At 67.1% G+C, this 24,708-nt stretch carries 18 protein-coding genes and 2 pseudogenes; 11 read left to right on the top strand and 9 right to left on the bottom strand.

The window, feature by feature from the left end; translation table 11 throughout:
• Positions 1-5: 5 nt before the first annotated feature.
• The 6 genes from AB0M65_RS18665 to AB0M65_RS18640 all read right to left on the bottom strand — a co-directional run bounded on the left by AB0M65_RS18665 (position 6) and on the right by AB0M65_RS18640 (position 6,021).
• Positions 6-821 carry an ABC transporter ATP-binding protein gene (locus tag AB0M65_RS18665; RefSeq protein ID WP_364028781.1) on the bottom strand — a complete coding sequence of 272 codons (816 nt, stop codon included), beginning with the start codon at positions 819-821 and terminating at the stop codon, positions 6-8.
• 71 nt (positions 822-892) lie between these two features.
• Positions 893-1,762 (bottom strand): metal ABC transporter permease, encoded by an 870-nt coding sequence (locus tag AB0M65_RS18660; RefSeq protein ID WP_364028779.1) that lies wholly within the window; start codon positions 1,760-1,762, stop codon positions 893-895.
• Entirely contained in the window at positions 1,759-2,502 is a 744-nt protein-coding gene (locus tag AB0M65_RS18655) for a metal ABC transporter ATP-binding protein (protein ID WP_364028777.1), read from the bottom strand. Before AB0M65_RS18655 ends, AB0M65_RS18660 begins: the two co-directional genes overlap by 4 nt.
• The gene (locus AB0M65_RS18650; RefSeq protein WP_364028775.1) at positions 2,499-3,413 is read right to left on the bottom strand and encodes a metal ABC transporter substrate-binding protein; all 915 of its coding nucleotides are present in this window, start codon (positions 3,411-3,413) and stop codon (positions 2,499-2,501) included. The genes AB0M65_RS18655 and AB0M65_RS18650 overlap by 4 nt, the downstream gene beginning before the upstream one ends.
• A 48-nt stretch (positions 3,414-3,461) precedes the next feature.
• A complete protein-coding gene (locus tag AB0M65_RS18645; RefSeq protein WP_364028773.1) occupies positions 3,462-5,561 on the bottom strand; it encodes a (Fe-S)-binding protein in 2,100 nt (699 codons plus the stop codon).
• 22 nt (positions 5,562-5,583) lie between these two features.
• Positions 5,584-6,021, bottom strand: coding sequence for a hypothetical protein (locus tag AB0M65_RS18640; RefSeq protein WP_364028771.1), 438 nt, complete (start codon positions 6,019-6,021; stop codon positions 5,584-5,586).
• A 495-nt stretch (positions 6,022-6,516) separates the two neighbouring features.
• Here AB0M65_RS18640 and AB0M65_RS18635 point away from each other — a divergent pair, with 495 nt between their 5' ends.
• Genes AB0M65_RS18635 through AB0M65_RS18625 form a run of 3 tightly spaced genes read left to right on the top strand, consistent with a single transcriptional unit; the run spans position 6,517 to position 14,044 of the window.
• Positions 6,517-7,137, top strand: a complete 621-nt coding sequence (locus AB0M65_RS18635) for a hypothetical protein (RefSeq protein ID WP_364028769.1) — start codon at positions 6,517-6,519, stop codon at positions 7,135-7,137.
• 17 nt (positions 7,138-7,154) lie between these two features.
• Positions 7,155-9,164 (top strand): flotillin family protein, encoded by a 2,010-nt coding sequence (locus AB0M65_RS18630; protein ID WP_364028767.1) that lies wholly within the window; start codon positions 7,155-7,157, stop codon positions 9,162-9,164.
• Positions 9,161-14,044 (top strand): DNA repair ATPase, encoded by a 4,884-nt coding sequence (locus tag AB0M65_RS18625; protein ID WP_364028765.1) that lies wholly within the window; start codon positions 9,161-9,163, stop codon positions 14,042-14,044. Before AB0M65_RS18630 ends, AB0M65_RS18625 begins: the two co-directional genes overlap by 4 nt.
• 166 nt (positions 14,045-14,210) lie before the next feature.
• Here AB0M65_RS18625 and AB0M65_RS18620 read toward each other — a convergent pair.
• Positions 14,211-14,810, bottom strand: a pseudogene (locus tag AB0M65_RS18620) (MarR family transcriptional regulator); the annotation flags it as partial.
• Between the two features lie 162 nt (positions 14,811-14,972).
• Positions 14,973-15,131, bottom strand: a pseudogene (locus AB0M65_RS18615) (helix-turn-helix domain-containing protein); the annotation flags it as partial.
• 172 nt (positions 15,132-15,303) lie between these two features.
• On the opposite strand from AB0M65_RS18615, the gene AB0M65_RS18610 reads away from it, so the two are divergent.
• Positions 15,304-16,506 (top strand): cytochrome P450, encoded by a 1,203-nt coding sequence (locus AB0M65_RS18610; RefSeq protein ID WP_364028763.1) that lies wholly within the window; start codon positions 15,304-15,306, stop codon positions 16,504-16,506.
• Entirely contained in the window at positions 16,503-16,691 is a 189-nt protein-coding gene (locus AB0M65_RS18605) for a ferredoxin (protein WP_364028761.1), read from the top strand. Before AB0M65_RS18610 ends, AB0M65_RS18605 begins: the two co-directional genes overlap by 4 nt.
• A gap of 40 nt (positions 16,692-16,731) precedes the next feature.
• Here AB0M65_RS18605 and AB0M65_RS18600 read toward each other — a convergent pair whose 3' ends face one another.
• Positions 16,732-17,283 (bottom strand): snapalysin family zinc-dependent metalloprotease, encoded by a 552-nt coding sequence (locus tag AB0M65_RS18600; protein ID WP_364028759.1) that lies wholly within the window; start codon positions 17,281-17,283, stop codon positions 16,732-16,734.
• A gap of 191 nt (positions 17,284-17,474) precedes the next feature.
• On the opposite strand from AB0M65_RS18600, the gene AB0M65_RS18595 reads away from it, so the two are divergent.
• From AB0M65_RS18595 to AB0M65_RS18570, 6 genes are all read left to right on the top strand, one after another.
• Positions 17,475-20,105, top strand: a complete 2,631-nt coding sequence (locus tag AB0M65_RS18595; protein WP_364028757.1) for a P-loop NTPase fold protein — start codon at positions 17,475-17,477, stop codon at positions 20,103-20,105.
• A gap of 35 nt (positions 20,106-20,140) precedes the next feature.
• Positions 20,141-21,901, top strand: coding sequence for a substrate-binding and VWA domain-containing protein (locus AB0M65_RS18590; protein ID WP_364028755.1), 1,761 nt, complete (start codon positions 20,141-20,143; stop codon positions 21,899-21,901).
• 1 nt (position 21,902) lies between these two features.
• Positions 21,903-22,415 (top strand): hypothetical protein, encoded by a 513-nt coding sequence (locus tag AB0M65_RS18585; RefSeq protein ID WP_364028753.1) that lies wholly within the window; start codon positions 21,903-21,905, stop codon positions 22,413-22,415.
• A 50-nt stretch (positions 22,416-22,465) separates the two neighbouring features.
• Positions 22,466-22,831 (top strand): hypothetical protein, encoded by a 366-nt coding sequence (locus tag AB0M65_RS18580; RefSeq protein WP_181773951.1) that lies wholly within the window; start codon positions 22,466-22,468, stop codon positions 22,829-22,831.
• Positions 22,832-22,860: 29 nt separating this feature from the next.
• Complete coding sequence (locus tag AB0M65_RS18575) at positions 22,861-23,562, top strand: Crp/Fnr family transcriptional regulator (protein WP_364028751.1); 702 nt, start codon at positions 22,861-22,863, stop codon at positions 23,560-23,562.
• 123 nt (positions 23,563-23,685) lie between these two features.
• Positions 23,686-24,375, top strand: coding sequence for a hypothetical protein (locus tag AB0M65_RS18570; RefSeq protein ID WP_364028749.1), 690 nt, complete (start codon positions 23,686-23,688; stop codon positions 24,373-24,375).
• Positions 24,376-24,708: the final 333 nt, after the last annotated feature.

Below are 24,708 nucleotides of genomic sequence, written 5' to 3'. Positions count from 1 at the left end.
TTCTCTCAGGCGGGCCGGGGCGAATACCGCCCGAGTGGCCTGCAGTGGATCGCGCCCGTGACCGGGTCGTTCGCGACGTGGACGGTGACGCCGTAGGCCTGGGACAGATGCTCGGAGGTGAGCACCCGCCCGATGTCACCCGTGGCCACGATGGTTCCCTCGCTCAGCAGCACGACCTCGTCGGCGATGATCGCCGCGTGGTCGAGGTCGTGCAGCACCACGCCGACCGCGACGCCTTCTCCGGCCAGATCGCGGACGACGTCGAGGATCTCGACCTGATAGCGCAGGTCGAGGTGGTTGGTTGGCTCGTCCAGCAGCAGCACCGACGTCTGCTGCGCGAGGCAGGAGGCGAGCCAGACGCGCTGGAGTTCGCCGCCGGACAGTTCGTCGACGCCGCGTTCGGCCATCGGCGTCACGCCGGTGAGTGCCATCGCGCGGCTGATCGCGGCGGCGCCGTCGACGTCGACCCCGCGCCAGCCGGAGCGGTACGGATAGCGGCCGTAGGAGACGACGTCGCGTACGGAGACACCGCTCGGTGTGGGCCGATGCTGCGTCAGCAAGGTGACCTGGCGGGCGAACTCCTTGCCGGACAACGCGTTCCCGCCCCAAACGGCGCGGCCGCCGAGCTGGACGCTGCCTTCGCGAGGCTTGTGCAGGCGTGCCAGCGAACGCAGCAGCGTCGATTTTCCGGAGCCGTTCGGCCCGACCAGCGCGGTCACGGTACCCGCGCGCAGCGACAGGGACACTCCGTCCACCACGGCCCGCTCGTGGTGCGCGAGCACCAGGTCGTGGCCGGTGAGCAGCGCGTCTTCCGTGGACATGAGGGGAGCCTAACCTAAGAAAGCGTCAGGCGGATGTCGTGAGTGACACAGCGCGCGGGGTGGTTGCCCGGTTACGCCGCCCGGACCGCGTCCCGCCGCCGCTTCGCCAGCCGCTTCCCGACGATCCCGTGCCGCGGCCCGAACAAATACACCAGCGTGAAGCCGGCGCCCTGCACCAGCACGATCATCCCGCCGGACGCGGTGTCGAGGTGGTAGCTCAGGTACAGCCCGGCGACGGCGGCGAGCACCGAGAACGCGGGCGCGATCACCAGCATGCGGCCGAACCGGTCGGTCAGCAGATACGCCGTCGCGCCGGGGATGATCAGCATCGCCACCACCAGGATCACGCCGACCACCTGCAAGGCCACCACCGACGTCAGCGCGAGCAGGCCGAGCAGCGCCGCGCCGAGCAGGCGTGGGTTGAGGCCGATGGCGTGCGCATGCGTGGGATCGAAGGCGTACAAGGTGAAATCGCGGCGTTTGAGCACCAGCAACGCGAGGGTGATCGCGCCGAGGACGCCGATCTGGATCAAATCCGAGAGGTCGACGCCGAGCAGGTTGCCGAAGATGATGTGGTTGAGGTCGGTCTGGCTCGGCGTCACCGAAATCAGCACGAGACCGAGCGCGAACAACGTGGTGAACACGATGCCGATCGCGGCGTCCTCCTTGACGCGGCTGGTGTCGCGGACGACACCGATCAGCGCCACGGCGAGGAAACCGAAGACGACGGCACCCAGCGCGAAGGGCGCGCCGAGGATGTACGCGAGCACGACGCCGGGCAGGACGGCGTGGGAGACCGCGTCACCCATCAGCGACCAGCCGATCAGCACCAGCCAGCAGGAAAGCACCGCGCACACCATCGAAGCGACCACTGTGGACGCGAGCGCCCGCACCATGAAGTCGTAGGTGAGCGGTTCGAGGAACAAATCGTAAACACTCACGCGGGTTCCTCTTCCCGTCGCAGGACATCGAGTCCGAAGGCCAGCGCGAGGTTTTCGGGCCGGAGCACGTCGCCGGGGGAGCCGTGCGCGAGCACCTCGCGCATCAGCAGGATCGCCTCGTCGGCGAGCCCCGGCAGCGCGTGCAGGTCGTGGGTGGAGATCAGCACGGCGGCACCGTCGGCCGCGAGTTCCTTGAGCAGCCGGGTGATCGTGGCTTCGGAACGTTTGTCGACCCCGGCGAACGGCTCGTCCAGCAGCAGTACCCGCGCACCCTGCGCGATGCCGCGGGCGACGAACGCGCGTTTACGCTGCCCGCCGGACAACTGCCCGATCTGGCGTCCGGCGAGGTCGGTCAGCTCGACCCGGTCCAGCGCCTGCTCGACGGCCTCGTGGTCGGCGCGGCGTGGCCGCCGGGTGAACCCGAGGTGCCCGTAGCGTCCGGTCATCACGACGTCGCGCACCGACAGCGGGAACGACCAGTCGACGTCTTCGCTCTGCGGTACATAGCCGATCACGCCGGTCTTGCGGGCCTGTGCGGGCGTGCCGCCGTCGACCGACACCGTGCCGGTGTCCGGTCGGACCATCCCCATGATCGTCTTGAACAGCGTCGACTTGCCGGATCCGTTCATCCCGACCAGCCCGCAGACGCGGCCTCGTTCGAGGGTGACGTCGACGCCGTCGAGGGCGAGGACCTCGCCGTAGTGGACGGTGACGCCTTCGACGCGGATCGCGGCCGTCACGGCTTTGCTCCGGTGAGTGCGGCCACGATCGTCTTCGAGTCGTGGCGGATGAGGTCGAGGTAGGTCGGCACCGGGCCTTCGGGGCCCGACAGGGAGTCGACGTAGAGGACACCGCCGAACGTGGCGCCGGTCGCGGAGACGACCTGGCGCATCGGGGCGTCGGAAACGGTCGACTCGCAGAACACCGCGGGCACCTTGTTCTGCTTGACGAACTCAATGGCGCGGGTGATCTGCTGCGGCGTCGCCTGCTGCTCGGCGTTGACCGCCCAGATGTACTTCTCGGTCAGCCCGGTGTCGCGCGCGAGGTAGGAGAAGGCGCCTTCGCAGGTGACGAGGGCGCGCTCGTTCTTCGGCAGGCCGTTCAGCGCGCCGGCCATCTCGTCCTGGACGGCCTGCAGTTTCGCCTTGTAGGCGTCACCGTTGGCCTTGAACGCGGCCGCGTCGCCCGCCCGGAGTTCGCTGAACGCCTTGACCATGTTGTCCACGTAGATCCCGACGTTCTTCGGCGACATCCACGCGTGCGGGTTCGGCTTGCCCTGATAGGAGTCTTCGGCGATGTCGATCGGCTGGACACCTTCGCTGACGACCTTGTGCGGTGCGTCGCTCTCGGACACGAAGCGCGCGAACCAGGCCTCCAGGTTCAGCCCGTTGTCGAGGATCAGGTCGGCCTTCGCGGCCTTCTTGATGTCGTCCGGGGTGGGCTCGTAGCCGTGGATCTCGGCGCCGGGTTTGGTGATCGACTCGACCCGGAGCTTGTCACCCGCGACGTTCGCGGCGACGTCCGCCAAGACCGTGAACGTGGTCAGCACCACCGGCCGCTTGTCGTCCGTGCCGCCGGTGGGGCCGCCGCACGCGCTCAGCACGAGCGTCGACGCCGCCAGCACGCATACGGCCTTGACCAGATTCGCCATCCCGCGAGTCTAGAGTTCGGCGCGCCGAACTTCCAACTCTCCTGTGCCTTAAATCTCCGTGGTCGTCCGGCCGCGTTCCTTCACCGTCTCCAGCAGGAGTTGGGAGACGTCGCGCACGGTGACGTTCTCGCCACGCTGCTCACTCTGCCGCTGGACGAGGCCGTCGTTCAGCATCACGCGGCAGAACGGGCAGCCGGTGACGATGGTTTCGGCGTCCGTGCCGAGTGCCTCGTCGACACGTTCGAGGTTGATGCGCTTGCCGATCGACTCCTCCATCCACATCCGCGCGCCGCCGGCGCCGCAGCACAGGGCGCGGTCGGCGTGCCGGGGCATCTCGCTCAGCGTGGCGCCGGTCGCGCCGACGAGTTCGCGCGGCGGCTCGTAGACCTTGTTGTGGCGGCCGAGGTAGCAGGGGTCGTGGTAGGTCACCGGTCCGGCGTCGACCGGTTTGACCGGAGTCAGCTTCTTGGCGCGGACCAGCCGGTTCAGCAGCTGCGTGTGATGCAGGACCTCGTAGTTGCCGTCGAGCTGCGGGTACTCGCGGCCGAGGGTGTTGAGGCAGTGCGGGCAGGTGGTGACGATTTTGCGCGTGCCCGGTTCGCGGCCCTCGAACACGGCGTTCAGCGTCTCGACGGTCTGCTGCGCGAGCATCTGGAAGAGGAACTCGTTACCGGACCGGCGGGCAGGGTCGCCGGTGCAGGACTCGCCGGTGCCGAGGATCGTGTACTTGACCCCGGCCAGATGCAGTAGTTCCGCGGTGGCGCGGACGGTCTTGCGGGCGTTGTCGTCGAACGCACCTGCGCAGCCGACCCAATAGACGTACTCGACGTCGTCGGCGAGTTCGCCGTCGAAGATCGGCACCTCGAAGTCGAGGTCCTTTGTCCAGGCGAGGCGGTCGGAGTTGTTCTGGCCCCAAGGATTTCCCTTGGTTTCGAGGTTCTTGAACAGCACGCCGAGCTCACTCGGGAACGCCGACTCGATCATCACCTGGTAGCGCCGCATGTCCACGACGTGGTCGACGTGCTCGATGTCCACCGGGCACTGCTCGACGCACGCGCCGCAGGTGGTGCACGACCAGAGGACTTCCGGATCGATGACGCCGAAGTCCTCCTTGGTGCCGACGAGCGGACGTTCTTCGGGAGCCTCCTTGCCGTCCAGGATGTACGGCGCGCTGTCGAAGAGGTGGTCACGCAGGTCCATGATCAACAGCTTGGGGGACAACGGCTTCCCGGTGTTCCATGCCGGGCACTGCGACTGACAGCGGCCGCATTCGGTGCAGGTCGCGAAGTCGAGCATGCCCTTCCAGGTGAAATCCTCGATCTTGCCGCGGCCGAAGGTGTCGTCCTCGCCGGGATCCTCGAAGTCGATCGGCTTACCGGCCGACTCCATCGGCAACAGCGGGCCGAGTGCGTCCGGTAGCCGTTTGGCGGTGACGTTGACCGGCGCCAGGAAGATGTGCAGGTGCTTGGAGTACAGCACGATCGACAGGAACGCCAGCATCACGCCGATGTGCAGCAGCAGCCCGACGGTCTCCAGTGGTTCGTTGAACGACAGGCCGAGCGGCTCCAGGAGTTCACCGACGCCGAGGGAAACCCACGCGCCCGACTCGTACGGGAAGACGCCGACCGCCGCCGACGCGCCGCGGAAGAGGAACATCGTCCAGATCACGTTGAAGATCATGAACAGGATCAGCCAGGCGCCGCCGGTATGCGATCCGTAAAATCGGGACGCGCGGTCTTTTCGTTCGGGTGCCTGACGGATCCGGATGATCGCGAACACCGCGAGCGAGGCGACCACCGCGACCGCGATGAAATCCTGCAGGAACCCGAGAACCGCCCAATGCCCGATGAACGGGATGTGGAAGTCGTGGTCGAAGAGGGCGCCGTAGGCTTCGAGGTAGACCGAGCCGAGGATCACGAAACCCCAGAACGTGAACAGATGCGCGAGCCCGGGGACGGACCACTTCAGCAGTTTGCGCTGCCCGAAGACCTCGGCCAGATGCGTCTTCGCGCGGGTGGCCATGACGTCGGAGCGTTTCTCGTCCGGCTGGCCGGAGGAGATCAGGCGGTAGAGCCAGGCGGCGCGGCGGGCGGCGAAACCGAGGCCGACGACCGTGATGAGCAAGCCGAGGATGAGACGAACGAGCACGAGTCCTCCGGGGGAGATCGGCTCAGTGAGAGCCGGTGTAGTACCGGCACGCCTTGCAGGCGTACCGCATTTTGGCCACTCGCCACCGTTTTCGGTAGGCCTCGAGATGTCCCGGCCGTGGCGGGCGCACGCCGAGTCTTCGGTGACAGCGGATCCGCCGCCCTGTTTCGAAAAGTTCGGTCGCCAGTCCGAGATAGGCGCGTCTGAGTGCGATGCCGGTTTCGGGAGTGAGGTTGTCGTGGCAGAACCGGTGCAGCAGGGCGAGGTCCGGCAGGCCGGGGGTGGGCATGCCGGAGAGGTACTCGACGACGCCGAGACCCGGATGTCCCGGTGAAAGGGAAAACCTCGCCGGAAGTCCACAATGGACGCAGGTGAGCGTGCAGCTCAGACATCGGGTGACGTGCCGGATCCGCCGTTCGCGTTGATCCCCGTCGATCGACTCGCGAACGTGCCATCCCAATGGAGCCTCCCAAGACCGTGGTGTGTCCTGTGTCACTCTCAATACTGGAGAGTAGGGGGCGCTCCCGCGGCGCGACAGGTCCAACCGGATGGCATCGGAGCGGCCATGCGGCGTAACACTCCGCACCCGCTCGCGCCGGGCTTCGCACGCTGCGACCGGGGGGACCTCCGCCGCCCCGCAAGTAGAGGACTAAACGCGGCCGGGGCGCCCGGCCGTCGGGCGCACCGCTTGGGATGTCTCAAAGGGGGCCTTCAGGACGTTCAGCGTCTCAAAGGGGGCCTTCAGGACACCGCCGCTGAGGGCCCGCGACCCCCGCGGAGGCCGCGACCTCAGCGACCCCTGCGGAGACAGCGACCTCCGCCGAGGTCGCAAGCCCGGAGCGACCGCATTTAGAGGACTAATCGCGGCCCGCACGCGTCCGCGCACCGTGACCCACTCGTAGCCGAAAACCACCCGCCGGGTGTCACGCGCTGGTTATAGTCCTGACCCGGGGTAATGGGGGAGGGAACGACGGCGATGGGCGGGTTCGTCACCGCGGCTCTGGGGTTTCCGGCCGTGCTTTTCAGCTTCCTGCTGATCGTGGTGATCGGCTATTGGCTGCTGGCACTGCTCGGCGCCGTCGACGCGGGGGACTTCGACACCGGGGACTTCGACGGAGGCGACGGGCTCCTGGCGGGTTTCGGCGGGGTCCCACTGTCCCTTTCGCTCTCATTGCTGATCGCATTCACCTGGTTCGCCAGCCTGGCAGGGACGGTTCTTCTCGATGACTTGGAGCTTTCGACCCCATCGAGGATCGGGTTCGGCGCCGGCGTGCTCGTCGTCGCGCTCGTGCTCGGCACACTCGGGACGAGGGTGATCGTCGTGCCGTTGCGTCGCGTCTTCGGTCCCGCGAAAGAGCCGAGCCGGAGGGACTTCGTCGGCCGTGCCGCCGTCATCCGGACCTCGTCGGTGACCCACGACTTCGGCCAGGCCGAGGCCACCGCCGCCGACGGGTCCTCGGCCATTGTGGACGTTCGGCAGGCGGGTCAAGGCAACCTGACGGCGGGGAGCCGCGTAGTTCTCTATGACTACGACTCCGAAGGCGAGTTCTTCTGGGTCGAGTCGCTGGACCTCTGAAGCAGAAAAGGAAAACTATGGGTGCCATCAGCGTGGGGGCCGGCGTTCTGATCGCCGTGATAGTTGTCATCCTCCTGGTTTTGCTCGTCACGATCAGCAGGTTGTTCAAGAAGGTGCCGCAGGGGAAGGCACTGATCATCTCGAAGATCCGCCGCGTCGACGTGACGTTCACCGGCGCGATCGTCCTGCCGGTGCTGCATAAGGCCGAAATCATGGACACTTCGGTCAAGGCGATGGAAATCACCCGCACCGGCCGCGAAGGCCTGATCTGCCGGGACAACATCCGCGCCGACATCCGGATCTCGTTCTTTGTGCGGGTCAACAAGACCGTCGAGGACGTGATCAAGGTCGCGCAGGCGATCGGCACCGAACGGGCGAGCCATGAGGCGACCCTGCAGGAACTGTTCAACGCCAAGTTCTCCGAGGCGTTGAAGACCGTCGGCAAGCAGCTCGACTTCGTGGATCTCTACACCAAACGGCACGAGTTCCGCGACCAGATCATCCGCGTCATCGGCACCGACCTCAACGGGTACAGCCTCGAAGACGCGGCCATCGACTACCTCGAGCAGACGCCGATGGCGCAGCTCGATTCCGCGAACATCCTGGACGCGCAAGGTATCCGCAAGATCACCGAGCTGACCGCGATCGAGCATGTGCGCACCAACGAGTTCCGCCGCGGCGAGGAAAAAGAGATCACCCGCCAGAACGTGGACGCGCGTGAGGCGATCCTCGAACTGGAGCGGCGGCAGGCCGACGCGGAGATCAAGCAGCGCCGTGAGATCGAGACCATGCGGGCGCGCGAAGAGGCCGAGACCGCCAAGGTACAGGCGGAGGAGCGGCTCAAGTCGCAGGCCGCGGAGCTGCGCACCGACGAGCAACTCGGCGTCCAGCATCAAAACCAGCAGCGTGAGATCGAGGTCGCGGGCAAGAACCGCGAGCGCGTCATCGCCATCGAGAGCGAGCGTATCGAGAAGGACCGCCAGCTGGAGGTCATCGGCCGCGAACGTGAGACCGAGCTGACGCGGATCTCGAAGGACAAGGAAGTCGAGACCGAGAAGCGGTCCATCGCCGAAGTGATCCGGGAGCGGATCGCGGTCGAGAAGACCGTGGCGGAGCAGGAAGAGAACATCAAGAAGCTCCGTGTCGTCGAAGAGGCGCAGCGTCAGCGCGAGGCCATGATCATCCGGGCCGAGGGCGAGGCGCAGCAGAGCCTCGTCAAGGACATCAAGGCAGCGGAGGCCGCCGAGGCGGCGTCGAAGCACAAGGCCCGCGAGGAACTGACGCTGGCCGAGGCACGCCAGCAGGCCGCCGAACTGGAGACCCGCGCGAAGATCCGCCTGGCGGAAGGGATCCAGGCCGAAGAGGCCGCCACCGGCCTGGCCGCGGCGCAGGTCAAGGAACGTGACGCCGACGCGCTGGAGAAGGTCGGCCGCGCCGAGGCGATCGTCGCCCGCGAGAAGGCGATCGTGCTCGCCGACGGGATGCGCGACAAGCTCAAGGGTGAGGCCGAAGGTCTCACCGAGAAGGCCGCCGCGATGGCCGCGCTCGACACCGCCAGCCGCCAGCACGAGGAATACCGCCTGCGTCTGGAGGCGGAGAAGGAGATCCGGCTCGCCGCGCTCAACGTGCAGCGCGAGGTCGCCGAGGCGCAGGCCACCGTGCTCGGGATCGGGCTGGAGAAGGCCGACATCGACATCGTCGGCGGCGAGACGATGTTCTTCGAGAAGATCATCGGTTCGATCGGTCTCGGCAAGAGCGTCGACGGGTTCGTCGAGCACTCGGACGTCGTCCAGACGCTCGCGAAGCCCTGGCTCGACGGTTCGGGCAGCTTCACCGACGACCTCACCAAACTGATCGGCGCGGTGAGCACGGAGGACGTCAAGAACCTGACGTTGTCGGCGTTCCTGGCGCAGCAGCTGAAGGCAGGCGGCCCGGACAGCGACAAGCTGCGTGAGCTGCTGGCGGTGGCTCAGCGGCTCGGCCTCGCCGACACGTCGGTGGCCGCCCTCACTCCCGCGAAGCAGTGACGGCGACCGAACCGGCGGCAGGAACGGAGCAGCTGGACGCGGGCACCTACGAGGTGCTCCGCGCCCGGCTCGCCGCACAGGCCGCCGAGCTGGCGAAACGCGCGGACGAGCTCAACACCGCGCGGCTGGGGGTCTTCGGCAGCGCGCAGCTCGCGTTGATCGGCACGGAACGGATCCGCACCGCGAACAACTGCGTGCCACGCGACGTCGTTTCGGTCGGCGGGCGGATGTTGTTCGGCTACAACGTCTTCATCGGGCTCAAACCCGAGACGACGGTCGACGACGTCTTCTCGCTACACGGCTTCAGCCATGACGAAAAGGCCTTCCGCTTCGATGACGTGCCCGCCGAGGAGCTGCCGGGCCTGCTGCGTGACGAGCGGTTCGTCCGTGATTTCGCCGAGCTGTACCGGTACTACCGGCAGGCGAAGCTGCTTCAGCTGCGGCGGGTCGAGGGCAAACTGCTCGCGGTGTTTCAGATCGGTCCCCGCACCGAGGACATCCGGGTGCTGCGCTGGGGGCTCGCCCCGGACGGCACGGTGTCCTATGTGGACAACCGGGGCGAACGCGATCACGTCTTCCCGCCGTCGCACGACTTCGAGTGGGTCGAGACGGCCCGCGAGCACCACGTTCTCGGGCGGCATCCGCATATCTCGATCGAGGACGAGGTGTTCGTCGAGACCGTCGGCGGAAACCTGACGATCAAGGTCGAGAACAACACCGAAACCGGCGAGGGCGTTTACTCCGAGCCGGTCGACGAGCCACTGCAAAGCCTCGCCGACGCCGAGGTCTCCTACGCCAGGATCGGCCCGCTGATCCTGCTGAAGATGTTGCCGTACAAGGAAACCGAGTACCGGTACCTGGTGTACAACACCCGCACGCGGGACGTCGTACGCCTGGACGGGATCGGGCAGGCGTGCCAGCGGCTCCCCGAGGACCACGGCATCATCTTCCCCGGCGGTTACTACCTCGACACCGGTGTCAGCAAGACGTTCGACACCACTGTGGACGGTCTCGAATTCGAGCGCGTGATCCGTTCGCCCAACGGGGAGGACGTGCTCTACGTCTTCCATGCGCGAGCCGAGGGACGTTCGCTTCTCCTGCCGTACAACGTGATCCGCAAAGAGGTCTCGAACCCGATCCCGTGCCACGGGTACTCGCTGTTCGACGACGGTACGATGGTATTGTTCCGCGCGCTGTCCGACGAGCCGAGCCGAGTACATCCGATGCAGGTGTGGCGGACGCCGTTCCAATCGGACACCTACGCCGCGTCGCAGCCGGCCGGGACTGGGCCGCTGGAGCGGGTCGGCAACGCCGATCTGGTCCGCGGCATCTCCGACTGCCTTTCTATCGGCCGGATGGTCGGTGAGATGGCGCCGTCGGCGGCGGTGTTCGAGGCGCTGATCGCCGCGTGCGCGCGGGTATTCGATCACTACCACTGGCTCGGGGAGGCCGAACTCGGCGACCTGCGCTCGCCGCTGTCCGACGTCCGGGTCACCGCGGAGCAGGTGCTCGACGAGTTCGAGACGGTCACCTCGCTGACCGCGCAGGCGGCGGAAGCCGTCGACGAGGCCGCCGCGGAAACCGCGTCGCTCGTGCGGAAGGTGCGTGGCGAGGCACTGAACGCGGCCGACGCCTGGGTGCGGAGGCTCGCCGAAATGCACCGCGCCCGTGGACATCTCGTCACCGTGCGGGAGCTGCGGTATGTCGACACGGATCGTGTCGACAAACTGATCGCCGACCTGGACACGGAGTTCGGCGAGGCCGCGCAACGGGCCGTGCGGTTCCTGCAGGGCGAGGACGCGTTCACGAGTTACCACGCCGAAGTGGACGGGCTGATCGCCGCCGCGGGCGCGATCGCGACCGTCGCCGAGGCGGTCCCGGTCGCCGGACGGCTCGACGAGCAGTCCGGCGGGCTCGAAGTCCTCACCGACGTCGTCAGCGGGCTGGAGATCGCGGACGCCGTGGTGCGGACGAAGATCCTGGAACGCGTCGGTGAGGTCATCGGCGGAGTCAACCGGGCAAGGGCCACCCTCGAAGCCCGGCGGAAGGAACTGCTGGAGACCGAGGGCCGGGCGGAGTTCGCCGTCGAGTTCGCGCTGCTGGCGCAGGCCATCACCGGCGGCCTCGCGGTCGCGGACACCCCGGACCGCTGCGACGAGCAGCTGGGCAGATTGCTGCTGCAGCTGGAAAACCTTGAATCACGGTTCGGTGAGTTCGACGATTTCCTGGTCTCGCTTGGGGAGAAACGCACCGACGTCTACGAGGCGTTCTCGTCGCGCAAGCAGGCGCTGCTCGACGAGCGGGCACGCCGCGCGGACAGGCTGGTCGATTCGGCCGGACGGATCCTCACGAGTGTGACGCGCAGGGTCGGCACCCTCGGCTCTGTCGATGAGATCAACACCTACTTCGCCTCCGACCCGATGGTCGCGAAGCTGCGCGGCGTCGTCGCCGAACTACGTCAACTCGGCGACCAGGTACGCGCGGAAGAACTCGAAGGCCGGGTGAAGGCCGCTCGCCAGGAGGCCGGCCGCGCACTCCGTGACCGGCTCGACCTTTACGGCGAGGGCGGGGAGACGATCCGCCTCGGCCGCAACACCTTCGCGGTCAACACGCAGGACATCGATCTCACCCTGGTGCCGCACGACGGCGGGATGAAGTTCGCGATCACCGGGACCGACTACCGGTCGCCGGTGCGGGACGAGACCTTCGAGGCGACGCGGCCGTATTGGGACCAGCTGCTGGTCTCGGAGTCGCCCGAGGTCTATCGCGCCGAGTACCTGGCGACGTCGATCCTGCTCGAAACGCCGGAACTGCCGGAGGCCGAGCTGCTGGAGGTCGTCCGGCGCGTCGCGGGGGACCGCTACGACGAGGGATACGCGCGTGGCGTGCACGACCACGACGCCACCGCGATCCTGACGGCGTTACTGCGGTTGCGTTCCGCCGCCGGGTTGCTGCGGTATCCGCCGGCCGCGAGGGCCGCCGCTCAGCTGTTCTGGGCGTTCGGTGCGGAAGAGAAGGCGAAGTCCGCGTGGACAACGCGGGCCGCGTCGCTCGCGCGGGCGCGGGAGGCTTTCGGGCACACGACGGCGATCGACTCGCTGGCGCGGGAGCTCACCGAGTCGATGTCCGCGTTCGCCGCGTCGTCCGGGCTGGCGCTGGACCTCGAATCCGCCGGCGAGTACCTGTTCGAGGAACTGGCCGACGCGTCGCCGGGGTTCGTCACCAGCGGTGGCGCGCGGACGTTGCTCGACAAGTTCCGGCTCGACCGCCGGAGTTTCACCGAGGACCTTCGCGCGCTGGAAGATCTCGCCGATCGCCACCAGCTGGCCGAAGCCTGGCTGAAGTCCTTTGTGGACTCGATGGGTCTGCCGGGTGACGAGCTGGCGGAGGCCGTCGCCATCGAGCTGGCCGACCTGCCCCGCTACGATTCTTCGGCGGAGCTTTCGGCCACTGTGGACGGTTTGCTCGGCTCGCATCCGCGGATCGTCAACCGGTCGCTCACTCTGCGGCTCGACGAGACGCTCGCCAGGACACACCGGTTCCGGCGTGACCGGGTGCCGGGTTTCCGGGCGTATCAGCGGCAGCGCAACGAACTGGTGGCGGCCGAACGGGACAGGCTGCGGTTGTCGGAATACCAGCCGAAGGTGATGAGTGCCTTCGTGCGCAACAGGCTGCTCGACGAAGTCTACCTGCCGCTGATCGGCGACAACCTCGCCAAACAACTCGGCGCGACCGGCGACGCCCGGCGTACCGATCAGTCCGGTCTGCTGCTGCTCATCTCGCCGCCGGGTTACGGCAAAACGACGCTGATGGAGTACGTCGCGAGCCGTCTCGGGCTGGTGTTCGTCAAGGTGAACGGGCCCGCGCTCGGGCACGAGGTCACGTCGGTGGACCCGGCGGACGCACCCAACGCGACCGCGCGGCAGGAGGTCGAGAAGATCTCGTTCGCGCTGGAGCAGGGCAACAATGTGTTGCTGTACCTGGACGACATCCAGCACACGTCGCCGGAACTGCTGCAGAAGTTCATTTCGCTGTGCGACGCGCAGCGGCGGATGGAAGGCGTGTGGGAAGGCCGCACGCGGACCTACGACCTGCGTGGCAAGCGGTTCGCCGTCTGCATGGCCGGTAACCCGTACACCGAGCAGGGCAAGCGGTTCCGGATCCCGGACATGCTCGCCAACCGCGCGGACGTGTGGAACCTCGGCGATGTCCTGTCCGGCAAGGAAGACCTGTTCGCGCTGAGCTACATCGAGAACTCGCTCACCGCGAACACCGTGCTGGCCCCGCTGGTCTCGCGGGAACAGTCCGATGTGGACGTTCTGGTACGCCTGGCCCGCGGCGACGGCGCCGTCCGGGCGGATCAGCTGAAACACGCGTACTCGGCGACCGAACTGGAGCAGATCCTCGCCGTGCTGCGGAAACTGATCCAGGTACAACGGATCGTGCTGAAGAACAACCAGACGTACATCGCTTCGGCGGCGCAGGCGGACGCGTCCCGGGTCGAGCCGCCGTTCCAGCTACAGGGCTCGTACCGGAACATGAACAAGCTCGCCGGCCGGATCGTGCCCGCGATGAACGACGCCGAACTCGAAGCACTCATCGACGACCACTACACCGGCGAGGCACAGACGTTGACCTCGGGCGCCGAGGCCAACCTGCTGAAGCTGGCCGAACTACGCGGTCGCTTGAGTGAGGACCAGTCGCGGCGATGGGCGGCCGTGAAGGCGGCGTACCTGCGGGCTCAGGCGCTGGGCGGGGACGACGAGGACCCGATGAGCCGGGCGGTCGGCGCGGTGGGACTGCTGGCGGATCGGGTCGGTGCGGTGGAAGCGGCGATCGAGCGTGCTTCGGAACGCTTGATCATCCGTGAGGTGACCTGACCCTGAGCCGGGCCGAGTACATGAAGGCCCCCTTCCTTGCGCTAGGCGCAAGGAAGGGGGCCTTCATGTGCGATCCGGAGGCCGCTGTCCGCGTCCATGAAGGATATGGGACGTTGAGTGTCCCAAATCCTTCACAGACAAGCCCGAGACCAGCTGAAAGGCCAGCTCATGCCAGGGCCGCCAGTTGCGCCGCACTAAGCCGCTCCACCAACGGAACCGCCTGGAAACCGGAGCCGACCGCGACCACCGTCACCGGTCCGGCGATGTGCGGACGCTCGGTCGCCACCCGCAAAGCCGCCGTGACTCGCTCAGCGGACCACCCCAAAGCCGCCGAAAGAACCTCGGCGGAAAGTGGCCGGGAGGCGTGCAGTAGTGCGGCGAGGGCGGTCACGGCGTCCGCGGTGTAGACGGCGACCCGGTCGTCCAGCATGATTTCGTTGATGCGTGCGTGGAAGCGGGCGAGGTCGTCCAGGCGGGCGCCGGCGGGGGTCGACAAGCCGAGGACTTCGGCGCCCCGGCGGGTGATGTCGATCCAGATGTGGTTCGCGCGGACGCTCTCGGCCCAGACTCGCTGCGGCATCTCCTCGTCGATGACGTAGCGCTCCCGGCGTCCGTCTCGTTCCCGCGTGAGCATCGCCTGCGATTCGAGGTAGCCGACGGCGTTCGAGATCGACGCCGGGCTGACCTGGAGCCGCTGGGCGAGTTCGGCGGCGGTGAGGATTCCGTCGTCGCTGACGGCCAGGCACGCGAGCACTCGCGCCATCATCCGCGGCAGTCCGGTCTGGACGATCATCTCGATGAAGTCGGTTTCGAAGCGGCGCACGGCTTCCGGATCGCGGTCGTAACCGCGGGCGACGTCCGCGACTTCTCTGGCGGGTGGTTTCCGGCGGCGTCGCGCGCGGAGGCCGGTGACCTGGTCGGCTTCTTCGGCGCGGTAGCCGGAACGTCCGCTGTTGCGCGAGATCTCGCGGCTGATCGTCGACGTCGGCCGCCCGAGCCGCCGGGCGATCTCGGCGTAGCCAAGGCCGTCCCCGAGCCAGGTCGCGATCAATCGCCGGTCTTCCAGGGTCAGTCTGCCGCCCGGCATGCGTTCACTCCCAGGTCATTGCAACGACGCGTTGCATTCAGTGTCAAAACCGTTGCAACGATTTCGCGTACTCTACCAGCAATAACGGCAAAAACGCCGCGAGAAAACTTTGAGCAGAAAATAAAAGCAACGTAGCCTTCGATCATAGCTGAAGAAACTGGGAGGAACAGCTGTGACGAAGTCAGTACCCCATCTCGCGGCCTTGCCCACGGAACGGCCGCCGGGTTGCCCGTTCGATCCACCCGCCGAACTCGCCCCGTTGCGGGACGAGCATCCCCTCGTCCGCATGACGTTCCCCGACGGCCACGAAGGCTGGCTCGCGATGGGACACACGCTGGTCCGGAGCGTCATCGCGGATCCCCGGTTCAGTGCGCGGCAGGAGCTGAACCATTCACCGTTGCCGGGGGACGCCGCGATGGTGGTGCCACCGCCCGCGCCACCCGGGATGTTCATCAAGATGGACGACGCCGAGCACGCGCGGTACCGCAAACTGCTCACCGGCAAGTTCACCGTCCGCCGGATGCGGCTGCTCACCGAACGCGTCGAGCAGGTGACGGCGGATCATCTCGACGCCATGGAGCGGCAGGGATCGTCTGTCGATCTCGTGAACGCCTTCGCCCGGCCGATCCCGGCGCTGGTGATCTGCGAACTGCTCGGCGTCCCTTACGAAGACCACGAGTTCTTCCAGCGCAACGTCGCACCGCTGAATGAGCCGAACTCTTCGCTCGACGAACAGATGGCCGCCATCAACGTCTTGGGCGAGTACCTGTACCAGCTCATCGTGGCCAAACGCGCCGAGCCGACGGACGACATCCTCGGCGAGCTGACCACCACCGAGCTCACCGACGAAGAACTCACCAGCATCGCGTTCCTGTTGCTGGGGGCCGGTTTGGACACCACGGCCAACATGCTGGCGCTGGGTACCTTCGCCTTGCTTCAGCACCCGGACCAGCTCGCCGGACTACGCGAGGATCCGGAGCTGGTCGAAGACGCCATCGAGGAACTCCTGCGCTACCTGACCATCACGCATACCGGCATGCGCACCGCGCTGGAGGACGTGGAACTGGCTGGGCAGCTGATCAAGGCGGGGGAGACGGTCGCACTGTCGGCGATGGCCGCCAACCGCGATCCGCTGAAGTTCCCGGACCCCGACCGCCTCGACATCCACCGGAGGGCCGCCGGGCATCTGGCGTTCGGGCACGGGGTGCACCAATGCCTCGGGCAGCAGCTCGCGCGGGTCCAGATGAAGGTCGCCTTCACCGGGCTGCTCGCCAGGTTCCCCGGGCTGCGTCTCGCCGTGCCCGCCGAAGAGGTCCCGCTGCGGACGAGTTCCGACATCTACGGCGTGTACGCGCTGCCGGTGACGTGGGAATGAGACTCGAAGTGGATCGCGAACGCTGTGTGGGCGCCGGAATGTGCGTCCTGACCGCCCCCGCGGTGTTCGATCAGGACGAACAAGACGGCAGGGTGCGGTTGCTGGAGCCCGAACCGGCCGAAGCCATCGAGGTCGCCGATGCCGTGCGGTTGTGCCCGGCCGCCGCGATCACGGCGGTCGGCTGACCGGCCAGGGGGTGCCGGGCGGGCACCCCCTGGCGCGGGATCAGCCGACGTCGACGAGGACCTTGCCCGCGTCGGCGCTCTGTACGGCGGTTCCGGCGTAGTTCTGCTGGACCCGCGCCTTCTCCTGGGCGTTGGGGTTCACGTTGGCGCAGCTGACCCCGCCGGTCGAGCCGGACATCAGCGACGAGCACGGGCCGGGCTTCACGTCGGGAAGACCGAGGCTGTGGCCGAGTTCGTGCGCCGCGATCCGGGTCTTGTTGTAGCCCTGCTGGACGGCCTGCCTGCCGTACCACACGGTGACCGTGCCGCTCGGCCGAACCGGGCCGAGGGTGGCCCGCGGCCAGCCGTCGTCGGCGACGACCCGGATGTTGACCCGCTGCCCCGGCGTCGCCTTCACGAGACGGACGTTGGTGACGTTGGTGTTCCAGACGTTGACGCCGGCGGCCACCGCGTCCTTGAATTCCGCGGCTTGGCTGTCGTCGTAGGTCAAGGTGGTCGCCATGATCCCGGCGGCACCGGCGGAGGGCGCCGAAAGCACCGAAATGGAGAGCGCGGCGCCGGTGAGCACCGCGGCGAAGGTACGTCGAAGCACGTTTTACTCCTCGCGTTAAGGCAAGCTGGATTGCGGAGCAGTGTCGACACTTTGTTCAGGCAGGGTGGGACCTGTGCGTAGTCCTCCGTTGCCTCCGCGTGATGTTAGGACCTGTCGAGGTCGCGGCGGAACCCGCCGATAGTCGCCTGTCGTTAACCATTGTCTTGACGCGGACGGAAGACTGTCCCGTTATGACGACGGCGCGATTCACCGGGCACGAAGAACCGATCCTCGCGGTCGCGGTGAAGGGAAACCGGCTGGTCACCGGGGGTGCGGACCGGACGGTGCGGGTATGGGACCTGGAGACCGGCGCGCAGCGATTCGCGTTGAGCGGCCATGATCGGCCGGTGCTCGCGGTGGGTATTTCGGGTCAGCACGTGGTCGGTTGCGATGGGGCGACGGTCCGGTCATGGCGGATCGCCGGTCGCACGGCACAACCCCCAGAAGTTCAGACCACCAAGCGGACACTCACGGTCGCGGTGGCGAAGGATTTCGCCGTGTCCGGCGCCGGTACCACCGTCGAGGTCCGTCGGCTGGACGGCGTCACGGTGCGCGGCCTCCGCACCGGTGGACCGGAGGTCGAATCGGTCGCGGTGACCCCGGACGGCCGCGTCGTGGTGGCGGGTGACGACACCGGCGGCGTGCGGCTCTGGGACGGCGAAGTCGTTTCCCACTACCGGTTCGGCGGCGCGGCGGCGGTCCACGTCGTGGCGATTTCGGCCGACGGCGCGCGGGTGCTGTCCGGTGAGGGTGAGACCGTCCGGTTGTGGGGGCGGAAGGGCGATCCCGCCCTCGTCTTCCCCGGGCACACCGGCGTCGTGCGTGCGCTGGCCTTCAGCCCGGACGGAAAGCTGGTGCTCTCCGGCGGTTCCGAGGGTGAGGTTTACGTCCGCGAGATCGAGAACCCGGCCGAATACACCCTCCTCAAGGGACATGAGGGCAATGTCCGCGCGATTGCCTGCACCGCGGGCAACGAGAAGATCATCTCCGTCGGGGACGATCACACGATCCGGGTTTGGGACCGCTTCGGCAACCAGATCGACGGTACCGGTTTCGTCGAACCCAAACCGGGGAAGGCGCGCCCGCGGATCACCCCCGACGTCGAAAGTGCCGTCGACCTGATCGGTTTCCAGGACGACGTGCGCACCCTCGCCGCGGTCATCGCCGACCGCGAGACCAGCCCGCCACTGTGCGTCGCGTTGCTGGGCCCTTGGGGTTCCGGCAAATCGAGTTTCGTCCGGCAGGTGGCGGACCGGGTGGCCGAACTGGCCAGCCGCTCCCGGGGGAGCACCGCCAACAGTGTGTTCGCCGGCGAGATCCGGCAGATCCGGTTCAACGCCTGGCAGTACCACGACGACCATCTGTGGGTCGGGCTGGTGGACCATTTGTTCCGGAATCTCGGCGCCCCCGAGACGCACGCCGACGCCGCGGAAGTGCGGGCCGAACGCGAGGAGTTGCGGGCCCGGCTCGCGAGTCTCCACGCGGTCAAAGCGGATTCCCCGCTCACCTGGCGCTGGCGGCTACTGGTGTCCGGAGTGGACAGTGCCGAACGAAGGCGGCGGCGGCTCGCCGTGGCGGGCTACGCGGTGCTGGGGGTGCTCGGCATCGCCGCGGTGATCACTGGCTGGGCGTTGTGGCACAACGCGGTCCTCGCCGCTGCGGGGGCGATCGTCGCACTCGGCGCCGTGCTGACCCCGGCGCTCACCACCGCGCGAGCGGCCCTCGCACCGGTAAAGTCCACATTGGACAAGCTGCGGTACGATGTGGACAGACGGGCGGAGCGCTTCGAGACCGAGGTCCGGGAGACCGGGGAACGGCTCCGGCGGCTGGACGCGGCCACCCGGCTCGGCGATCTGATCGAAGAGACCAAGACGGGCCGATACGGGGACTACCAAGGGGTTTTCGCCCGCGTCCGGGAAGACCTCGCCGGGCTGAGTGCCGATCTGCTCGCCGCGCGGGAGGAATGGCAGGCGGCGGGCGGCACGGGTGAGCCGCCGCTGGAACGGATCGTGCTCTACATCGACGACCTCGACCGCTGCCCGCCGTCGAAGGTGATCGAGGTGCTCGCCGCGGTGCATTTACTGCTGGCCCTGCCCGCGTTCGTCGTCGTGGTGGCCGTCGATCCCCGCTGGCTGCGGCGGTGTCTCGACCAGCATCACGAAGAATTGTTCGGGGCAGGGGAAGCACGGCAGACGGAGTACCTCGACAAGATCTTCCAGATCGTGTTCGCGTTGCGGCCGATGGGGGTGGCCGCGGACGAACTGATCGACGTCCTGATGCCGATCGAAGGCCGGGAACCCGCGTCACCGGAGCACGAGGAATGGGCGGACGACGGGGAAAACGCCGAGCGCCGGGAAACCGGCGAACCGGTGGAGGTCATCGTCAAGGACACCGCCCCGCCGACGTTCTACAACATGCGCCCGGACCGGTTGCGGCTCACGGAGGTCGAACGCGATTTCGTCCACGTGCTGCGGAAACGGTTGAACACCCCCAGGGAGATCCGGAAACTGGTCAATCTCTACCGGCTTGTGCGCATCGGCATTCCCGACGCGGAACTGACGCGGTTCGCCGCCGGTCCGTATCGGGCGGTGCTCATCCTGCTGACCTTGCTGGTCGCCGACCCGCAGGCCGCGCATTCGACGTTCTCGGCGCTTTCCGCCGGGAAACCGTTATCCGAAGCCTTTCCACCTGAATGGCGGCTAGACGTCGAATCCTTCGATGATCTACAGGTCTATCGGAATTGGGTGGGCACCCTCGCCCGCTTCAGTTTCGAAACCTACGATCTGGTGACCGGGGAGACGGAACCGGGAACCACGTTGTAGCTACACTTGCGCGCTACGACGTCGAGGGGGCGGAAATGCGGAGATCAGGCTGGCTTTCGCTCGCCTTCGGCGTGCTCACCGGGACACTCGTGATCGTCTTGCTCGCGGTCACGGTCACCGCGCCGTCGAACGCGGCCAGGACCGACTGCGTCCGGCTGGTCACCAGTTCCTCCACGGAGAAGGGCGACCTGATCCACGAACTGGCCGAGCGGTACAACACCGCGGGCCGGACGTTCGACGGCGGCCGGTGCGCGAACGTGGAGGCGTACAAGAAGACCTCCGGCGCGACGCTCGACCTCATCGCCGGCGGCTGGAACGACATCGACGAACGGCAGCCCGAACCGCAGGTCTGGCTGCCGAGTTCGTCGCTCTGGCTGGATCTGCTGCGCCAGCGCGGCAAAGGTGACCTGGTCGAGACCGGTTCGAAGACCTCGCTCGCGACGAGCCCGATGGTGATCGCGATGCCGAAGCCGATGGCCGAGGCGATGGGCTGGCCGGAAAAGAACATCGGCTGGCGTGACGTCCTCGAAGTGAACCAGAGCGGCGGCTGGGCTTCGAAGGGCGCGGACAAGGCCCAGTGGGGGAACTTCACCCTTGGCAAGGACAATCCACGCCGGTCGACGTCGGGGCTCGCCGCGACCATCGCGACTTATTTCGCGGCGACCGGTGGCGACTACGGCAAGATCGACACTGCCGAGGCCGTGAAGTTCGTCCGTGGCGTCGAGGCGTCGGTCGCCTACTACAGCGACGATTCGGTGGCCTTCCTGCGGACGCTGTACGACGAGGACAAGAAGAAGCCCACGCCGTACATCAGTGCGATGGCGATGCAGGAGCAGATGGTCTACCTCTACAACCACGGCGCGCCGACCGGGGATCCGAAGCAGCTGGAGGACCGGCCCGCCGACCTGAGGCGGCCGCTCGTCGCGGTCCATCCGGCGGAGGGGACGATGCTGATCGACCACCCCTTCCTGACGACCGCGAAGGCCACGCCGGAACAACGTGCCGCGGCCAAGGACTTCTCCGCGTTCCTGCTGGAATCCGCGCAGCAGGACAGGTTCCGCGAACTCGGTTTCCGTGACCCGAAAGGCCAGGGCAACGACAAGCTGGCCAAGGACGTGTACGCGGACAGGACCGGTGAACCCCGTCGCATCGAGGTCCCCACCGGGAACCAGATCCAGAAGATGCTGGACGGCTGGGAGTACACGCAGCGGCGCGGCCGGATCCTGCTGGTGCTGGACCTGTCCGGATCGATGAGCGAGCCGTTCGACAAGAACCGCAAGGACAAGCCGTACTCCGAGCGCCGCATCGACTTGTTGAAACCCGCGATCGTCGAGCAGCTCAAGCTTCTGCATCCCGAGGACGAGGTCGGGCTGTGGACGTTCTCCTCGGGCCCGCCCGAGGAAAAGATTCCGATCGGCAAGGTGAAGGACGTGCGCGATCCGATGATCGACCTGGTTGGCAAGCTGACGCCGACCGGGGACACGGCGCTCTACAGGTCCGTGGTGGACGCCAACGCCAAGATGCGGGAAGGTTTCGACCCGAACCTCATCAACGCCGTCGTGTTCCTGACCGATGGCAAGGACACCGAGGGCGAGTACACGGAGGAGCAGGTACTGAAGGCCGTCGACGCCGAGCGGCTGGACAACTCCGTCCGGATCTTCACCATGGCCTACGGCGCGCAGGCGGACAGCCGCTTTCTCGACGAGATCGCGCAGAAGTCCAAGGCACGCAGCTACCGAGCCGTCGATCCGCAGGGCGTCGACAAGATGTTCGTCAACGTCTTCAGTAACTTCTGACATGGCCGATCACGACAACCGCGCGTTTCACACCGTCGCCGGAGTCCTCGCGCTGATCGCCGCCCTGCTCGGTCACGCGGTGACCGTGCCGCATCCGCAGGCGTGGTTCTTCGGCGCCGCCGCCGCTTTCGCCGTGCTGCTTCCCGCCGAAGTCGCGTACTTCGTGTTGAGCGGTAAGCGGATGTCGGCGGTCCGGGAGGTCCGCGCGCCGGAACCGGTCGCGTTCGACCACCACCTCAACCACCTCGGCCGCGCGCTGGCGGCCATCGAAACGGTGAAGCCCTGGGAGACGGAGCTGTCGGCAGCACTGAAGCGAGCCGTCACGGTGCTCGAAAGGCACAAGAGTGAGAACACGGCCGCTGTCGTCGAACTGCGGGTGACGGTGAAGCAGACCACCGAGAAGCTGGAACGCTACGCACGTGACGAGAACCCGGATCCGGTGATGCTCGAGCCCCGTCTCCAGCTGCTCCAGGACAACGTCGAACACGCCACCGGGGCGGTCGAACCACGCTGAGTGTTCGGTGCCGAACAGACTACGGCCGTGCGTCATGCTGATCTGACACCATGCCGTTGATCGGGCGCCGGGTTGTCGAAGGCGTGGAACATGTGGTCGTACCGGTGGAGCACCGGTTCAGCCTGGAGGAGGCTGTGCTGGCGGTGATGGCCGCCAAAAGCACAGTGCGCCCATCCCCCGGGATAAAGGTCGCTCCGCTGAAGGTGTCAGAGGTACGGTCAGCGCTGTTGTATGCGGCGAAGCACGCCGACAGGCGACACCAGATCGTGGACAGTTACTTCGTCGAGGCCGAAGACGGACCGCTGCACAGACTGGCCGAGTGGATCAGGTCAGAGCTGGTACGGCTGGGCATCTTCACCACGCACGACGGTTCCGCCGCCGGATCGGGTGGTCGATTCGGTTACTCTCCGCGATAGGTGTTCACGACTGCCTGGGAGGGTGTTTCGTGGGTTTGGGCCCAGAGGCCGCCGAAGAGAGAGAACGTCCGTTCCTGGAGCGGCTGGACGAACCCGTCCGTGCGCGACTGCTGGAAATGGGTACCCCGCAGACCTACGAGAGCAGGCAGGCGCTGATGCGGGCCGGTGAGCCCGGCGACTTCGTCATGCTGCTGCGGTACGGCTATGTGAAGGTGACCAGCGCCGACCGGATGGGGGCGACGGTCATCCTCGACGTCGGGGTACCCGGCGATCTGCACGGCGAGATCGCGGTGATCGCCGGTGGTATCCGGATGGCCGACGTCGTCGCCATCGAGGAGGTCCACGTCCGGCGGATCGCGGCGAGCGAGTTCAACCGGTTCCTGCTGGACCATCCGTCGGCGATGCGGGAGGTGCTCGTCAGCGTCGCGCGCCGGTTCGTCCTCGCCCAGCGGCAGCGGACACAGTCCTGGAAACCGCAGGCCGTGGCGCGAGTCGCGACGAGACTGGACTACCTCGTCGAGGTCTGCGGCATCCGGACACCCGCCGGCTGGCGGATCGGGATCCCGTTGAGCCAGGACGAACTCGCGCAGTTCATCCCGATGGGCCGGACGATGGTCGCGCAGGCGCTGGACAAGCTCCGGAAGGCGGGAGTGGTGGCCAGTTCGCGCCGGGCGATCACCGTGATCGACCGTGAGGCGCTACGAGTGATCACGGAAAAAGGTGTGACTTAGCTCACTGGCGTTGACCATGGCGTGGTCAGGTTCTGTTCGGTTCCGAACAGAACTTCCGGTGAAGAGTGGGAACACTGCAACTTGCCCGCCAGTTTTCACCGATTCAGGGGAGGGGTCGCAGAGATGCAGGTGCTGACCTCAGGTCATTACAACGCGCACACCCATGCCGTGCTCGCCGTCGACATCGTGGGTTCGTCGAAGGCCAGCGATGACCTGCTCGACCCGATGAAGACTGAGATGGAGACGCTGGTTTCCCGCTCCTTCAACGCGGTCGGGCTCGCGCCGGGGGACGCGCGTCACTTCCGGGAGACCGGGGACGGCCTGATGGTCGCGTACCCGGACCGGGCCGTCGGGCAGCTCTGCGAGGTCGTGTTCCATCTGGACCATCTGCTGCGTTCCCGCAACCGCTACGCCCGTGTCCCGATGCGAGCACGTGTGGCCGTCCATATGGGACCGATGGCGGACAACCACCGCTACCACCGCACGTACATCACGCTGACCCGGTTGCTGTGCGCCTCGACGTTCAACGACGCCGTCGGCTACTGGTGCCGGACGGACCCGACCGGCGACAAGTTCGGCGCGGGGATGATCGTCTCGCAATCGGTGTGGCGCAACGTGGTCGAGCCCTTCAGTGTCGCGCTGGTCCCGCCGGCGCGCTGCGGCCGGATCAGCGTCACCACCCCGGATTTCGCCGACAGCGCCTGGATCCATCTACCGGGCCTGGACGCCGACGCCGTACTGGCCGAAGTGACCCCGGCCGTCCCGGTGCCGCTCGTCTTCGACCGCGTGAGCAGGTTGTCGACGACGGCCTAGCCCCAGACCGGGCGGTCCGGCTTCCAGGGAGGGAAGGCCGGCCCGCTCGCCGGTTTCTGGCCCGGTACCCCTACGCCGGGCCAGGAACCGGACCCCCGGCGCGGGGGGTGGGGGCGCGGGTCATCCCCGCCGCGCCCCCTCGGTGTGTGTCAGGAAAGGGTCTTTCATGACGTTTTTCGTCCTGAAAGACCCTTTCCTGACGCCTGGGGTGAGTGGCAATGAGGGTTATTGAGGTCTCGGCCTTGTCTATGAAGGATTTGGGACACTCACCGTCCCAAATCCTTCATAGACGCGGACGGCTGCCTCCGGGCCGACCACCTGCGCGCTCCGGCC

The organism is Amycolatopsis sp. NPDC051071 (assembly GCF_040682875.1).
In the GTDB taxonomy this organism is placed as follows: domain Bacteria; phylum Actinomycetota; class Actinomycetes; order Mycobacteriales; family Pseudonocardiaceae; genus Amycolatopsis.
Note: the sequence above shows the minus strand (reverse complement) of the source record. Positions and strands in the feature narration are given on the sequence as shown.

Coding starts and splice junctions, on each gene's coding strand:
- AB0M65_RS18570 (WP_364028749.1), top strand. CDS start 23,686: ATGCAGGTGCTGACCTCAGGTCATTACAACGCGCACACCCATGCCGTG.
- AB0M65_RS18580 (WP_181773951.1), top strand. CDS start 22,466: ATGCCGTTGATCGGGCGCCGGGTTGTCGAAGGCGTGGAACATGTGGTC.
- AB0M65_RS18585 (WP_364028753.1), top strand. CDS start 21,903: ATGGCCGATCACGACAACCGCGCGTTTCACACCGTCGCCGGAGTCCTC.
- AB0M65_RS18665 (WP_364028781.1), bottom strand. CDS start 821: ATGTCCACGGAAGACGCGCTGCTCACCGGCCACGACCTGGTGCTCGCG.
- AB0M65_RS18635 (WP_364028769.1), top strand. CDS start 6,517: ATGGGGGAGGGAACGACGGCGATGGGCGGGTTCGTCACCGCGGCTCTG.
- AB0M65_RS18595 (WP_364028757.1), top strand. CDS start 17,475: ATGACGACGGCGCGATTCACCGGGCACGAAGAACCGATCCTCGCGGTC.
- AB0M65_RS18590 (WP_364028755.1), top strand. CDS start 20,141: ATGCGGAGATCAGGCTGGCTTTCGCTCGCCTTCGGCGTGCTCACCGGG.
- AB0M65_RS18605 (WP_364028761.1), top strand. CDS start 16,503: ATGAGACTCGAAGTGGATCGCGAACGCTGTGTGGGCGCCGGAATGTGC.
- AB0M65_RS18650 (WP_364028775.1), bottom strand. CDS start 3,413: ATGGCGAATCTGGTCAAGGCCGTATGCGTGCTGGCGGCGTCGACGCTC.
- AB0M65_RS18630 (WP_364028767.1), top strand. CDS start 7,155: ATGGGTGCCATCAGCGTGGGGGCCGGCGTTCTGATCGCCGTGATAGTT.